The organism is Azospirillum sp. P4_B5, from assembly GCF_056402275.1.
Genome location: NZ_JBFUHT010000054.1, coordinates 30,720 through 44,983, shown reverse-complemented (window position 1 = coordinate 44,983; position 14,264 = coordinate 30,720). Strand labels below are relative to the sequence as shown.

Here is a 14,264-nt window from a genome sequence, read left to right as displayed (position 1 = left end):
GGCATCCCCGGCGCGGCCCTTTTCATGCCGGCTTCCGGCGGATCAGCCGGCTTCGGCGTTCGACGAGTTCTGCCACAGGTTCAGCCCGCCATCGACGGCGTGCCGGTCGATCTCGGCGAGTTCCTCCGGCGTGAAAGCGGTGTTCTTCAGCGCGTCGAGCGAGTTGTCGAGCTGCTCCACGTTGCGCGCGCCGACCAGGGCGGAGGTCACCCGCGGGTCGCGCAGCACCCAGGCGATGGCCATCTGGGCCAGCGTCTGGCCACGCCGTTGGGCGATGGCGTCCAGGGCGCGCACGCGCTCCAGATTCTCCGGCGACAGGAAATGCGCCTTCAGCGTGCCGCCCTTGGCGGCGCGGGCGTCGGTGGGCTGGCCGTTCAGGTACTTGGTGGTCAGCATGCCCTGGGCCAGCGGCGAGAAGGCGATGCAGCCAATCCCGGTCTCCTCCAGCGCGTCGAGCAGCCCGCCCTCGATCCAGCGGTTCAGCATCGAGTAAGAGGGCTGGTGGATCAGGCAGGGGGTGCCGAGGTCCTTGAGGATCGCCGCCGCCCGCCGGGTCATTTCGGGCGAGTAGGAGGAGATGCCGACATAGAGCGCCTTGCCCTGCCGCACAGCGTGGTCGAGCGCCCCCATCGTCTCCTCCAGCGGGGTGCGCGGATCGACGCGGTGCGAGTAGAAGATGTCCACATAGTCGAGCCCCATGCGCTTGAGGCTCTGGTCCAGGCTGGCCGTCAGATACTTGCGCGAGCCCCAGCTGCCGTAGGGGCCGGGCCACATGTCGTAGCCGGCCTTGGTGGAGACGATCAGCTCGTCGCGGTGGGCCTTGAAGTCGGTCGCCAGGACACGCCCAAAATTCTCCTCCGCCGAGCCCGGCGGCGGGCCGTAGTTGTTGGCGAGGTCGAAATGGGTGACGCCGCGGTCGAAGGCCCGGCGCAGCACGGCGCGCCCGGTCTCGAACACGTCGGTGCCGCCGAAATTCTGCCACAGCCCCAGCGAAATGGCCGGCAGGTCGAGCCCGCTCCGCCCGCTGCGGCGGTAGGTCATGGCGGTGTAGCGGGCCGGATCGGCGCGGTAGAGCGATTGCATCGCGGTCTCCTGGCTGTCTTGCGCGGTGTTGGGAGGAACGTGACTGATATATTAGAAATCAGCCACGGTCCAAAGCCAAGTGCGCAAAACAACCTTCAGACCGGCTCGGCCTCGTCTTCCGAGGGGGCGGTGAAGTAGAGCGGGTTGGCCTTCTGCGCGTCGGCGATCGTGACCTGCAGATAGTCCAGATGCAGGTCGATGGCCTTCGCCGCCGCCTCCGGATCGTTGTTGGCGATGGCCTCGATGATGACCGAATGCTCGGCGATCACGTCCGGCACGCGGCCCAGCACCGGCAGGGTCAGCAGGCGGTAACGGTCCACCTGCACCTTCACCTGCTGCGTCAGGTTCCAGAAGCCGGGATAGCCGGCGGTCTCCGCCAGCAGCGCGTGAAAGGTCTCGTCGGCTTGGTGGAAGCCTTCGAAATTCTGGGCGGCCTCCATCTCGCGCTGGAGTTCCAGGTTGGCGCGCAGCTTGGCGATCTGGCTGCGGGTGGCGCGCTTGGCGGCGTAGCGGACGGTCGCCTCCTCCAGCGCCTTGCGGATGGCGATGGCTTCCGGCAGGGCGCCCAGCGGGATGCGGGAGACGAAGGTGCCCGATTGCGGGAAGATCTCGATCAGCCCCTCGTCGGCCAGACGCAGCACGGCCTCGCGCACCGGGGTGCGGCTGACGCCGTAATCCTGGGCGATCACCTTCTCGGCGACCGGCTCGCCCGGCTTGCGGCGGAGCGAGACGATCTCGTTGCGCAGGTCGCGGTAGATCGTCGCGGCCACGGTGGTGCCGCGCTGGGCCGGACGGGCGACCGCCGCCGCCGTGCGGCGCCGGGTCCGTGTCTTGACGCCCTCCGCCTGTTCGGAATCCACCGCCGATGTCTGCGCCGCCTTTTTCAACACCCGCTCCTGCCAGGAAAAGTCAGGGCGCCGGATCTCCGGACATCAGCGTCGAACCCATTGTTTCACGCCGCGGACGGTCCGCCCTTCATCGCAATATACTAATACCCGGCGGGGTGGGTCAAACGCCTTGGCCCCGCGCGGCACCCCGACTCCGCGCCAGTTTGTCCCACCGGGAAGCGCGTTGCGTCGCTCGTCAGTATACTAGTATATTCGAGAAAGCTCCACCGCGGAGCGCACAGCCTCAAGGACCGTCACCGTGGACCGCAAACGCATCGCCCTCGTCGCCCACGACGCCCGCAAGCCCGACCTGATCGGCTGGCTCGGCGCCAACATCCGCGCGCTGGAGGGCAATGTCTTCTGGTCCACCGGCACCACCGGCCGATTGGTCCGGGAAGCCCATCCCCAGCTGGACATCACCTCGCTGAAGAGCGGACCGCTGGGCGGCGACCAGCAGATCGGCGCGATGATCGCGGAGGGCCGGATCGACCTTCTCGTCTTCTTCGTCGACCCGATGACCGCCCAGCCCCATGACGTGGACGTGAAGGCGCTGACCCGCCTCGCCACGCTCTACAACATCCCGATGGCCTGCAACGAGGCGACCGCCGACATGGTGATCTCCTCCCCCCTCTTCACCAGCGGCTACCGCCCGCGGGCCGTCGACTTCGCCGCCCACGATTCGCGCCGCCTCTGACGAGCCTCCTCTTGAATTGGGCCCTCTTGAATTGGGCGTCGCGCAGACAGAATTGTGGGCGGGACGCACAAAGCCCTTGCATCGGGAACTGATATATTAATATATTCCGACATGCGGGGGCACGACCGGCGCCGCGCCGCACCCGAACCACCCACCGAATTGGGCACCGGACCCTCGTCCGGCCTCCTTTTTTCCGGAGATGAACGATGCTCCACCCCGACCGCCTCTTCCCCAGCGATCCCACGCAGCGCGACATCGCGCGCCGGCTGTACGCGGAGGTGGGCCACCTGCCGATCATCAGCCCGCACGGCCACACGGACCCGTCCTGGTTCGCGAAGAACGAGGCGTTCCCGAACCCGGCGTCGCTGTTCGTGGTGCCCGACCATTACGCCTTCCGCATGCTCTACAGCCAGGGCGTGACGCTGGAGAGCCTGGGCGTGCCGCGCAGGGACGGCGGGGCGGTGGAGAGCGACCCGCGCAAGATCTGGCGCCAACTGGCGCAGAACTGGCACCTGTTCCGCGGCACCCCGACGCGCATGTGGCTGGACCATGCCTTCGAGACGGTGTTCGGCGTGACGGAGCGGCTGAGCGGGGCCAGCGCCGACCGCATCTTCGACCAGATCGACGCCTGCCTGCAGAAGCCGGACTTCCTGCCGCGCGCCTTGTTCGAGCGCTTCAACATTGAGCTGCTGGCGACCACCGAGTCCCCGCTCGACACGCTGGAGCATCACCGCGCCATCCGCGAGAGCGGCTGGAAGGGCCGCGTCATCACCGCCTTCCGCCCCGACCCGGTCGTCGATCCGGAGTTCGAGGGCTTCCAGGCCAATGTGGAGACGCTGGGCGCGCTGTCCGGTGAGAACACCGGGACCTGGGCCGGCTACCTCGCCGCCCTGCGCAACCGCCGCCAGTATTTCAAAGAGGTCGGCGGCGCCACCTCGACCGACCACGGCCACGCCACGGCGACCACCGCCGACCTGTCCGACACCGACGCCGAGCGGCTGTTCGAGAAGGCGCTGCGCGGCACCATCACGGCGGCCGAGGCGGAGATCTTCCGCGGCCAGATGCTGACCGAGATGGCCAAGATGAGCCTGGACGACGGGCTGGTCATGCAGATCCACCCCGGCAGCTTCCGCAACCACAACCCGGGCCTCTTCGAGCGCTTCGGCCGCGACAAGGGCGCCGACATCCCCACCGGCACCGAGTATGTGCGGGCGCTGAAGCCGCTGCTCGACCGCGTCGGCAACGAGCGCGACCTGACCATCATCCTGTTCACGCTGGACGAGACCAGCTACGCCCGCGAGCTGGCGCCGCTGGCCGGCCATTACCCGGCGCTGCGCGTCGGCCCGGCCTGGTGGTTCCACGACAGCCCCGAGGGCATGCGCCGCTACCGCGAGATGATCACCGAGACGGCCGGCTTCTACAACACGGTCGGCTTCAACGACGACACGCGCGCCTTCTGCTCCATCCCGGCCCGCCACGACGTGGCCCGCCGCGTCGACTGCGCCTTCCTGGCCCGGCTCGTCGCGGAGCACCGGCTGGAGGAGGACGAGGCCGCAGAGGTGGCGGTGGATCTCGCCTACACCCTCGCCAAGAAGGCCTACAAGCTCTGACGTGAAAGCCCTCTCCCGCCCCGGGAGAGGGTGCCCGCGAAGCGGGCTCTCGCGCTGGCTGAAAGCCAGCGCTGACGCGGCAGGCGGACCTTCGGTCCGCCGAGAGCGGGTGAGGGTCGTCCAAGGATCATGGCTTCCATCCTTGCCGGCACCCTCACCCTCCCACCGCTTTTGCGGCGGGTCCCTCCCTCTCCCGGGGCGGGAGAGGGAACTTCAGGAAAAGGACCACCACCATGGCATCGCTGACCATCCGCCTGCATCCCGCGGACAACGTCGTCGTTGCCGGCGCCGACCTGCCGGAGGGCACCCCCCTGCCCGACACCGGCGTCGTCGCCCGGACCGCGATCCCCTCCGGCCACAAGGTCGCGGTGCAGGCGATCGCGGTCGGCGGGCCGGTGCGCAAGTACAACCAAGTCATCGGCTTCGCGACCGCCCCCATCGCGCCGGGCGACCATGTCCATGTCCACAACATCGGCGTGGGCGACAGCTTCGAGCGCGATTACGCCTTCGGCGCCGACGTTCACCCCACCGACCTCGTTCCGGAGGCCGAACGCGCCACCTTCCAGGGCATCGTCCGTCCGGACGGACGCGTGGCGACCCGCAATTACATCGGCATCCTGACCACGGTGAACTGCTCGGCCACCGCCGCGCGGATGATCGCCGACCAGTTCCGCGGCGACGCGCTGGCCTCCTACCCCAACATCGACGGGGTGGTCGCGCTGACCCACGCCTACGGCTGCGGCATGGGCTCCCAGGGCGACGCCATCGACGCGCTGCGCCGGACCATCGCCGGCTACGCCCGCCACCCGAACTTCGCCGCCGTGCTCGTGCTCGGCCTCGGCTGCGAGGTGAACCAGATCGACAAGCTGGTCGAGGTCGAGGGGTTGACCGTCGGCGACACCCTGCAGACGCTGGCGATCCAGGACAGCGGCGGCACCGCCGCCACCGTGCGGGCGAGCGTGGAGCGCATCCGCGCGCTGCTGCCCCGCGTCAACGACGTGAAGCGCGAGACGGTGCCGGCCAGCCACCTGATCCTGGCGCTGCAATGCGGCGGGTCGGACGGCTATTCGGGCATCACCGCCAACCCGGCGCTGGGCCACGCCGTCGATCTGCTGATCCGCAACGGCGGCTCCGCGGTGCTGAGCGAGACGCCGGAGGTTTACGGCGCCGAGCATCTGCTGACCCGCCGCGCCGTCAGCCCGGCGGTCGGCGGGACGCTGGTCGAGCGCATCCGCTGGTGGGAGGACTACACCAGCCGCACCGGCGGCGAGATGAACAACAACCCGTCCCCCGGCAACAAGAAGGGCGGCCTGACCACCATCCTGGAAAAGTCGCTGGGCGCGGTCGCCAAGGCCGGCACGACCAACCTCGTCGAGGTGGTGCGCTACGCCGAGCCGATCACCGGGCCGGGCCTCGTCTTCATGGACACGCCGGGCTACGACCCGGTGTCGGCCACCGGGCAGGTGGCGGGCGGCGCCAACGTGCTGTGCTTCACCACGGGCCGCGGTTCCGTCTTCGGCTGCAAGCCGACGCCCTCGCTGAAGCTCGCCACCAACACGGCGCTTTTCCGGAAAATGCCCGACGACATGGACATCGACTGCGGCCCCATCGCCACCGGCGACGCCACCATCGAGGAAGTCGGGCGGGCGATCTTCCAGCTCATCCTCGACACCGCGTCGGGCAGGAAGACCAAGAGCGAGGAGCTGGGCTTCGGCTCCGACGAGTTCACACCCTGGCAGATGGGCGCCGTCATGTGAGCGAAAGCGCTTGCGCTTTGAGTAATATACTAGTATAAGTGTTTTCGTTCGGTTATCCTTTGAAACCCAATCGGCAGGCCGCGCCGCGCGCGTGGTCCCGCCGAGTGACGTTTCTCCAAAGTGCGACTTCAGACCGCCGGGGCACGCTCCGGCGGTCTTTTCTTTTCGGGGTGCGGCGATCCGACGGCGGCGCGCAGCCAGTCCCGGAAAACGGTGAAGCCCGGCTCCCGGTGCCGCGCCGGCCGCGAGACCAGGTACCAAGCCCGCCCCATCGGCACCGCCAGCGTGAAGGGCGTGACCAGCCGGCCCGCCGCCAAATCGTCGGCGATGTAGAGCTGCGCCCCCAGCGCCACCCCCACCCCGTCCGCCGCCGCCTGCAAGGCCATGGCGTAGCTGCCGAAGGACAGCCCCTTCACGGCCGGCGGCGCCAGCCCGGCCGAGGCGAACCAGTGCGGCCAGTCGTCCGCCCAGTGCGACACCGAGAGCAGCGTCGCCGACAGCAGATCCTCCGGACGGCGCAGGGTCCGCGCCAGGGCGGGCGCGCAGACCGGCAGCATGTCGGCGGTGAACAGCTCCTCCACCTCGTAGCCCGGCCAATGCCCGTCGCCCAGCAGCAGGGCGCAGGTCCAGTCCTCGCGGATCGGCGCGCCGGCGCCGCCGGTGGCGATGCGCACCTCCACGTCCGGGTGACTCTCGTGGAAGGCCGACAGGCGCGGGATCAGCCAGCGCACCGCGAAGGTGGCGCCCACCCCCAGGGTCAGCACCGGGCCGTCACGCATGGCGGCGACCCGCTCGACGCTGTCCGCGATCGCGTCGAAGGCACCGGTCAGGCCGGGTTGCAGCGCCCGCCCGCGGTCGGTCAGCTCCAGCGCGTTGGCCCGCCGCTCGAACAGCGGGAAGCCCATCCGCTCCTCCAGCAGGCGCACCATGCGGCTCACCGCGGCCTGCGAGACGTTCAGCTCGCCCGCCGCCCCGGTGAAGCTGCCGTGCCGGGCCGCGGCCTCGAACGCCCGTAAGGCGTTCAGCGATGGCAGGCGCCGCATCCGATCCCCTCCCCATGCACCCCAACATTTCCTGGGGGTAAGCATCAGACAATCCCGTTTGCGGCGCAAGCGCGCCAGGGGCATGATGCCGTCCACAGCCAAAGAAAACTTTCGGATGAGCGGGATGCTGACGGTTCCCCTGACACTCGGACTCGGCCTTGCGGCGCTGGTGACCTCGTTCCTGTCGGGTCTGTTCGGCATGGCCGGCGGCATGGTGCTGATGGGGCTGCTGCTGGTGCTGCTGCCGGTGTCCTCCGCCATGCTGTTGCACGGGATCACGCAGATGACCGCCAACGGCTGGCGGGCGTGGCTGTGGCGGCGGCACGTGCAATGGGGCATCGTCGCCCGGTTCCTGTTGGGCGGGGCGGTGGCGGTCGCCGTCTTTACCCTGATCCGCTATGTGCCCGGCAAGGCGGAGGCGCTGATCGTGCTGGGGCTGTCGCCCTTCATGGCGATGGCGGTTCCGTCGCACTGGTCGCCGAACGTGTCGCGGCGCGGCCACAGCACATTGGCCGGCGTCCTGTGCATGGGCGTGCAGTTGATCGCCGGCATCTCGGGGCCGCTGCTCGACGTGTTCTTCGTGAAGTCCAGCCTGTCGCGGCAGAGCGTCGTCGCGACCAAGGCGACGATGCAGGTCTTCGGCCACCTGTTCAAGACGGTCTATTTCGGTTCCCTCGTCGCGGCGTCGGAGACGGAGGCGCTGGACATCACGGTGACGCTCGTCTGCATCGGCATGGCCGTTCTGGGGACGAACCTCTCGCGCCGCGTGCTGGACGCCATGAGCGACGCCCAGTTCCGCAGCTGGAGCCAGCGTCTGGTCGCCCTGACCGGCACCGTCTATCTCGGCCAGGGGTTGTTCCTGCTGGTGGTGGGGTAGGTTCGGGGGGTTATTGCCCCCACCCCGGCCCTCCCCCGCTTTGCAGGGGAGGGAGATTTTGTCCCCTCCCCTGCGATAGCGGGGGAGGGTTAGGGAGGGGGCAAAGTGCTCCTCCCCATCACCCCGGCGGGGGGAAAACCGCCACGAACCGGTCTCCGCCTCTTCCGGGTGGAGCGCCGAAATTTTGCATGGCCGGCTGGTGGCTGACAGGTTCATGACAGGTTCGCCTGCTAAACAGTTGGAACAACCAACCACCGTTCCCGGAACCTCCACCATGGCGACCGAATCCGCAGCCCGAAAGCCGGCGGAACCCACGGCGAAGACCGCATCGGCGGACCAGCGCACCCCGCTCTTCTACGGCGCCGCCTGCGGCGCGGGGGCCGGCGGCTCCGTCCTCCTCTACGAGGCGCGCCCGCAGAGTTCCACCGCCAAGGCACCGTAAGGCGCGCCAAGCGCCATCCAAAAAGCAAAAAGTTCACTCGGAGGAAACACCATGAGCCTCGGCAACCCCGCCAAGGGGATGCTGGCGGCGGCCGTGCTGGTCGCTGCCGCCCTGTTCGCCGCTCCCGCGTCGGCGGAGATCAAGAACTTGGAGATCATCGCCCCCGCCAACGCCGGCGGCGGCTATGACCAGCATGCGCGCGCCATGCAGCAGGTCCTGCAGGACCACAAGCTGGCCTCCAGCGTCCAGGTCGTCAACATTCCGGGAGCCGGCGGCACCATCGGCCTCAGCCAGTTCGTCACCGCCAAGAAGCGCAACCCCGGCCTGATGATCTCCGGCCTCGGCATGATCGGGGCGATCCTGATCAACAAGTCGCCGGTGTCGCTCGATCAGGTGACCCCGCTGGCCCGCCTGACCGGCGAGTACCAGCCCATCGTCGTGGCCGCGGATTCGCCGCTGAAGACGCTCGACGACCTCGTCAGGAAGTTCAAGGCCGATCCCGGCTCCGTCTCCTGGGGCGGCTTCGCCGTCGGCAGCCCCGACCACATTCTCTACGGCCTGCTGGTCAAGGCGATCGGCGGCGACGTGTCCAAGATGAACTACATCGCCGCTGGAGCGGGCGGCGAGATGATGGCCTCGGTGCTCGGCGGCCACATCACCGTGGCGACCGGCGGCTACAACGAGATGGCCTCGCAACTCCAGGCCGGAAAGCTGCGCGCGCTGGCGATCTCCGCCCCGCAGCGCATCCCCGGCATCGACGTCCCGACCTTCAAGGAGCAGGGCGTGGATGTCGAGCTGGTGAACTGGCGCGCTGTGATGGCGCCGGGCAACCTGAAGGCGTCGGAGAAGCAGGTCCTGGACGACGCGGTCGGCGCCATGGTCCGCACCGACGACTGGAAGCGCATCGCCGAAGAGCGCGGCTGGATCGACCTTTACCTGCCGCCCGACCAGTTCGCCGCCTTCGTGAAGGACGAGCGGACCCGGATCGAAGGCGTGCTGACGGAACTCGGCCTCGTCAAGTGACCGGACCCCGGCGGCGGGCCGCCGGGTTTCAAGACAAAACACCCCCCAAAACAAAACACAGCCATGGAGCGAAGCGTCATGACCATCCGCATGCCGGGCGCCGTGAAGGGCGTCCTGACCGCCGCCGTTCTCGCCACGGCCTCCCTCGCCGCCACCCCGTCGCTAGCCGAGATCAAGGGGCTGGAGATCATCGCCCCGGCGAGCCCCGGCGGCGGCTGGGACCAGCACGCCCGCACCCTCCAGCAGGTTCTCCAGGACCAGAAGCTGGCGTCGAACATTCAGGTCGTGAACATCCCCGGCGCCGGCGGCACGGTCGGCCTCGCCCAGTTCGTCACCGCCAAGAAGCGCACGCCGGCGGTGCTGGTCGGCGGCCAGATCATGCTGGGCGCCATCGTCACCAACAAGTCGGCGGTGACGCTCGATCAGGTGACTCCGCTGGCCCGGCTGACCGGTGAATACACCGCCATCGTCGTTCCCCCGGATTCGCCCATCAAGACCTTCGACGACCTGATCAAGACGTTCAAGGCGAACCCCGGATCGGTGTCCTGGGGCGGCGGCTCGGCGGGCGGCAGCGACCAGATCCTGGCCGGGCTGATCGCCAAGGCGGTCGGCGTCGATCCCAACAAGGTCAACTACGTCGCCACCGCGGGCGGCGGCGAGCTGCTGGCCTCGGCGCTCGGCGGCCACGTCACGCTCGGCATGGGCGGCTACAGCGAGTTCGCCCCGCAGTTCCAGGCGGGCAAGCTGCGCGCCATCGCCGTCTCCGCTCCGCAGCGCCTGCCGGGCTCCGACACGCCGACGCTCAAGGAGCAGGGCGTCGATCTGGAGTTCGTGAACTGGCGCGGCGTCTTCGCCCAGTCCTCCGCCAAGCCGGCCGAGCTGAAGGAACTCCAGGAGGCCGTCGCCAAGGCCGTCGCCAGCGACGAGTGGAAGCAGGCCGTGAAGCAGCGCGGCTGGATCGACCTCTACCAGCCCTCCGCCGAATTCGCCTCCTTCCTGAAGCAGGAGCGCGCGCAGATCGAAGGCACGCTGAAGGACATCGGCCTCGTGAAGTGAGGGCCGAACCTGGTGGGCGCGGTCGCCGCGCCCACCGGTCCGCAACGACAAAAATCTGGGAGGATGAACCGATGACCACCGGTCGGAGCATGCGCGCCGGAGAGGCGGTGCTGGGCGGCGGGCTGATCGCCCTTGGGGGCTTGATCGCGGTCGAAACCATGCTGACCCCGAGCGTCGGCCGGGCGGTGGTCGGCCCCGCCCTGTTCCCCTACCTGATCTCGGGCGGCCTCGTTCTGGTCGGCCTGTCCCTGCTGCGCGAAGCCTTCGCCGGGGCCATCGCCCACGCCGAGGGGCTGGAGCTGGACCTCTGGGCCGTGGCGCTGGTCGCGGCGGGGCTGGCCGTCCAGTTCCTGCTGCTGGACACGCTGGGCTGGATACCCTCCACCACCATCCTGTTCGCCGCGGTCGCCCGCGCCTTCGGTGGCCGGCGGCTGATGGTCAATCTCGCCATCGGGCTGGCGCTCGCCGCCTTCACCTTCGTGGCCTTCAATTACGGGCTCGGCCTGAACCTGCCCGAGGGCAGCATCGTCGAACGGCTCACCTCCCCCGACGCCGAATAAGGACGCCGGACAAGCCCCGCTTCGGGCCCCCGCTTCGGGCCCCCGCTTCGGGAAGGAAACTGCACAATGGAAACCCTTGCCGCCCTGGGCCACGGCTTTCTCGTGGCGCTGACGCCGTACAACCTGCTGTGGTCGGCGATCGGCGTGACGGTGGGCACCGCGGTCGGCGTGCTGCCCGGCATCGGCCCGGCGCTGACCGTGGCCCTGCTGCTGCCGGTCACCTACGGGCTGGAGCCGACCTCCGCCTTCATCATGTTCGCCGGCATCTATTACGGCGCGATGTACGGCGGCTCGACGACCTCGATCCTCCTGAACGCGCCGGGCGAGTCCGGCAGCATCGTCACCGCCATCGACGGCCACGCCATGGCCCGCCAGGGCCGTGGCGCCCAGGCGCTGGCCACCGCCGCCATCGGCTCCTTCATCGCCGGCACCATCGCCACCGCGGCGCTGACCTTCGTCGCCCCGCTGATGGTCAAGCTGGCCCTGCTGTTCGGCCCGGCGGAGTATTTCGCGCTGATGGTCCTGGCGCTGACCACCGTCACCGCGGTGCTGGGAAACTCGCTGGCCCGCGGTCTGGCCAGCCTGTTCCTCGGTCTGGCGCTGGGGCTGGTCGGCATCGACATGCAGACCGGTCAGGCGCGGCTGGCCTTCGGCGTGCCGGAGCTGCTCGACGGCATCGACACGGTGGTCGTCGCGGTCGGCCTGTTTGCGGTTGGCGAGACGCTCTACGTCGCCTCCCGCCACCGCTTCGAGACGGAGGAGATCTACGCGCTCAAGGGCTCCAAATGGATGAGCCGCGAGGACTGGAGCCGCTCGTGGAAGCCGTGGCTGCGCGGCACGCTGCTGGGCTTCCCCATCGGCACCCTGCCGGCGGGCGGCAGCGAGATCCCGACCTTCCTGTCCTATCTGGTCGAGAAGCGTCTGGCGAAGAAGCCGGAGGAGTTCGGCAAGGGCGCGATCGAGGCCGTCGCCGGTCCGGAGGCCGCCAACAACGCGTCGGCCGCCGGCGTGCTGGCGCCGCTGCTGTCGCTCGGCCTGCCGACCTCGGCGACCGCCGCCATCATGCTGGCCGCCTTCCAGCAGTACGGCCTGCAACCCGGCCCGACGCTGTTCGACAACAACCCGGAGCTGGTCTGGGGCATGATCGCCAGCCTCTACATCGGCAACGTGCTTCTGCTGGTGCTGAACCTGCCGCTGGTCGGCTTCTGGGTGAAGCTGCTGCTGATCCCGCGGCCCTGGCTGTACGCCGGCATCCTCGTCTTCTCGTCGCTGGGCGCCTACACGCTGAACAACAACGTCATCGATCTGGTCATCCTGTGGGTGATCGGGCTGGTCGGCTTCGGCATGCGCGTGCTGAACGTGCCGGTGGCGCCCTGCGTGGTCGGGCTGATCCTGGGGCCGCTGGCCGAACAGCAGTTCCGCCGGGCGCTGGCGATCAGCCAGGGCGACCCGTCGGTCTTCCTGACCCACCCGATCTCGGCGGCCCTGCTGATCGTCGCGGCCCTGCTGGTGATCGGCCCGATGGTCCTGCGCTACCGGAGCAACGGGGCGGAAAAGGGCGCGGGCAAGGGCGACAGCGCCTCCCGGTCCGACACCCATCCCGCGACGTAAGACCGCCATTCCTCGAAGGACTTCTCCATGGAAAGCGTCGATCTCTGGTCCCAGCTCGCCGCCTTGGGACAGGTCATCGCCATCGACCTCGTTCTGGCCGGCGACAACGCCATCGTGGTCGGCATGGCCGCCGCCGCGGTGCCGCTGGCGCAGCGCCGCAAGGTGATCGTCTGGGGCATCGGCGCCGCCATTCTGCTGCGCATCTTCTTCGCCCTCATCACCACCCAGCTTCTCGCCATCATCGGCCTGACCCTGGCCGGCGGCATCCTGCTTCTGTGGGTCTGCTGGAAGATGTTCCGCGAGCTGCGCTCCCACGGGGCGGACGAGGTGGCGCCCGACGAGGCGATGGACGCCCCCGACACGCCGGTGGGCGTGTCCGGAAGCGCCGCCGCCGGTGCCGCGGTCGGCGGCGTCACGGTGGGCGCGGCGATCTGGCAGATCGTGGTGGCCGACGTGTCGATGTCGCTCGACAACGTGCTGGCCGTGGCCGGCGCCGCCAAGGATCACCCCACCATCCTGGTCATCGGCCTGCTGCTGTCCGTCATCCTGATGGGGGCGGCGGCCAACATGATCGCGCATGTCCTGCACAAGCATCGCTGGGTCGGCTGGGTCGGTCTCGTCATCATCACCTATGTGGCGCTCGACATGATCTGGCGCGGCAGCAACGAAGTCCTCATGCACACCTCCCGGCTATCGTGACGGAGCGCTTCCGATGATCAAGAAGGTACTGGTTCCCCTGACCGGGCGGCCGTTGGACCGCCGCGCCATCGCCACGGCCTTTCTGCTCGCCACCCGCTTCCGCGCCCATGTGGAAGGGTTGAGCGTCATGCCGCAGGTCGAAATCCGCACCTCCGTGGAAAGCGCCGCGATTCCCAAGGCGCTGGTCGAGCAACTCATCCGCATCGGGCAGGAGGATCAGGCGCGGGTGATCGACTCCGCCCACGACCTGTTCGAGGAATTCCGCAGCCGCTTCGGCGCCGCGGAGGCGGACAGCCTGACCGGCGGCGGCGAGGGCGCGGACGGCCTGTCCGCCTCCTGGCAGCAGGCGACCGGCCCGCTGGCCGAGACCCTGGCGGAGGAGGCGCGGCTCGCCGATCTGGTGGTGATCGCCCAGACCTCCGACAGGACCAACGCCATGGGGCCGGCCATCGAGGCCACCCTGTTCGGCTCGGGCCGCCCCCTGCTGCTGGCCCCGGCGGCCGAACCGGCCTCGGTCGGGTCCGCGGTCGCCGTGGCCTGGGACGGCGGGGCCGCGGCCTCGCGGGCGGTCGCGGCGGCGCTGCCGCTTCTGCAACGGGCCGGCAAGGCGGTCATCCTGTCGGCCGACGTCGCCGATCCCGGACGCACCGCCGACCCCGACCGCCTGTCCGCCTATCTCGCCCTGCATGGTGTCGCGGCGACCATCCGCAAGGTCACGGCGTCGGGTCGCGCGGTCGGGCGGGCCTTGCAGGAGACGGCGGCGGAGGCCGGCTGCGACCTGCTGGTGATGGGCGCCTACGGCCACAGCCGTGTGCGCGAGCGGGTATGGGGCGGCGTGACGCTCGACGTGCTGCGCGAGCCGCCGGCCATTCCCATCTTCATGGCGCACTGATTTGTGCATTACGGTGCCACGGCACCGGGA

14 protein-coding genes are annotated in these 14,264 nt (G+C 69.3%); 11 read left to right on the top strand and 3 right to left on the bottom strand.

Annotation, left to right across the window (positions count from 1 at the left end; translation table 11 throughout):
* Positions 1 to 42: 42 nt before the first annotated feature.
* Entirely contained in the window at positions 43 to 1,083 is a 1,041-nt protein-coding gene (mgrA, locus tag AC1DVI_RS28160) for an L-glyceraldehyde 3-phosphate reductase (RefSeq protein WP_237908057.1), read from the bottom strand.
* A gap of 95 nt (positions 1,084 to 1,178) precedes the next feature.
* Positions 1,179 to 1,970: a GntR family transcriptional regulator gene (locus AC1DVI_RS28155; protein ID WP_094306111.1), complete on the bottom strand. Its 792-nt coding sequence runs from the start codon at positions 1,968 to 1,970 to the stop codon at positions 1,179 to 1,181.
* A 259-nt stretch (positions 1,971 to 2,229) separates the two neighbouring features.
* On the opposite strand from AC1DVI_RS28155, the gene AC1DVI_RS28150 reads away from it, so the two are divergent.
* The 3 genes from AC1DVI_RS28150 to AC1DVI_RS28140 all read left to right on the top strand — a co-directional run bounded on the left by AC1DVI_RS28150 (position 2,230) and on the right by AC1DVI_RS28140 (position 6,031).
* Positions 2,230 to 2,664, top strand: coding sequence for a methylglyoxal synthase (locus tag AC1DVI_RS28150; RefSeq protein WP_145687336.1), 435 nt, complete (start codon positions 2,230 to 2,232; stop codon positions 2,662 to 2,664).
* Between the two features lie 206 nt (positions 2,665 to 2,870).
* Positions 2,871 to 4,274 (top strand): glucuronate isomerase, encoded by a 1,404-nt coding sequence (uxaC, locus tag AC1DVI_RS28145; protein WP_476960783.1) that lies wholly within the window; start codon positions 2,871 to 2,873, stop codon positions 4,272 to 4,274.
* A gap of 233 nt (positions 4,275 to 4,507) precedes the next feature.
* Entirely contained in the window at positions 4,508 to 6,031 is a 1,524-nt protein-coding gene (locus tag AC1DVI_RS28140) for a UxaA family hydrolase (protein WP_476960782.1), read from the top strand.
* 128 nt (positions 6,032 to 6,159) lie between these two features.
* Here the strand turns inward: AC1DVI_RS28140 and gcvA are convergent, their stop codons facing one another.
* Positions 6,160 to 7,074 carry a transcriptional regulator GcvA gene (gene gcvA, locus AC1DVI_RS28135; RefSeq protein ID WP_476960781.1) on the bottom strand — a complete coding sequence of 305 codons (915 nt, stop codon included), beginning with the start codon at positions 7,072 to 7,074 and terminating at the stop codon, positions 6,160 to 6,162.
* Positions 7,075 to 7,198: 124 nt separating this feature from the next.
* On the opposite strand from gcvA, the gene AC1DVI_RS28130 reads away from it, so the two are divergent.
* The 8 genes from AC1DVI_RS28130 to AC1DVI_RS28095 all read left to right on the top strand — a co-directional run bounded on the left by AC1DVI_RS28130 (position 7,199) and on the right by AC1DVI_RS28095 (position 14,234).
* A complete protein-coding gene (locus tag AC1DVI_RS28130) occupies positions 7,199 to 7,951 on the top strand; it encodes a TSUP family transporter (RefSeq protein WP_476960780.1) in 753 nt (250 codons plus the stop codon).
* 274 nt (positions 7,952 to 8,225) lie between these two features.
* Positions 8,226 to 8,393: a hypothetical protein gene (locus AC1DVI_RS28125; protein ID WP_476960779.1), complete on the top strand. Its 168-nt coding sequence runs from the start codon at positions 8,226 to 8,228 to the stop codon at positions 8,391 to 8,393.
* Between the two features lie 51 nt (positions 8,394 to 8,444).
* Positions 8,445 to 9,416 (top strand): Bug family tripartite tricarboxylate transporter substrate binding protein, encoded by a 972-nt coding sequence (locus AC1DVI_RS28120; RefSeq protein ID WP_476960778.1) that lies wholly within the window; start codon positions 8,445 to 8,447, stop codon positions 9,414 to 9,416.
* Positions 9,417 to 9,494: 78 nt separating this feature from the next.
* On the top strand, positions 9,495 to 10,472 hold the full coding sequence (locus tag AC1DVI_RS28115) for a Bug family tripartite tricarboxylate transporter substrate binding protein (protein ID WP_476960777.1): 978 nt from the start codon (positions 9,495 to 9,497) through the stop codon (positions 10,470 to 10,472).
* A gap of 71 nt (positions 10,473 to 10,543) precedes the next feature.
* Positions 10,544 to 11,032, top strand: coding sequence for a tripartite tricarboxylate transporter TctB family protein (locus tag AC1DVI_RS28110; protein ID WP_145627711.1), 489 nt, complete (start codon positions 10,544 to 10,546; stop codon positions 11,030 to 11,032).
* A 66-nt stretch (positions 11,033 to 11,098) separates the two neighbouring features.
* Positions 11,099 to 12,643, top strand: coding sequence for a tripartite tricarboxylate transporter permease (locus AC1DVI_RS28105; RefSeq protein WP_476960776.1), 1,545 nt, complete (start codon positions 11,099 to 11,101; stop codon positions 12,641 to 12,643).
* 27 nt (positions 12,644 to 12,670) lie between these two features.
* Positions 12,671 to 13,342 (top strand): TerC family protein, encoded by a 672-nt coding sequence (locus AC1DVI_RS28100; RefSeq protein WP_476960775.1) that lies wholly within the window; start codon positions 12,671 to 12,673, stop codon positions 13,340 to 13,342.
* A gap of 13 nt (positions 13,343 to 13,355) precedes the next feature.
* Positions 13,356 to 14,234: a universal stress protein gene (locus AC1DVI_RS28095; protein WP_476960774.1), complete on the top strand. Its 879-nt coding sequence runs from the start codon at positions 13,356 to 13,358 to the stop codon at positions 14,232 to 14,234.
* The last annotated feature ends 30 nt before the right edge of the window (positions 14,235 to 14,264 follow it).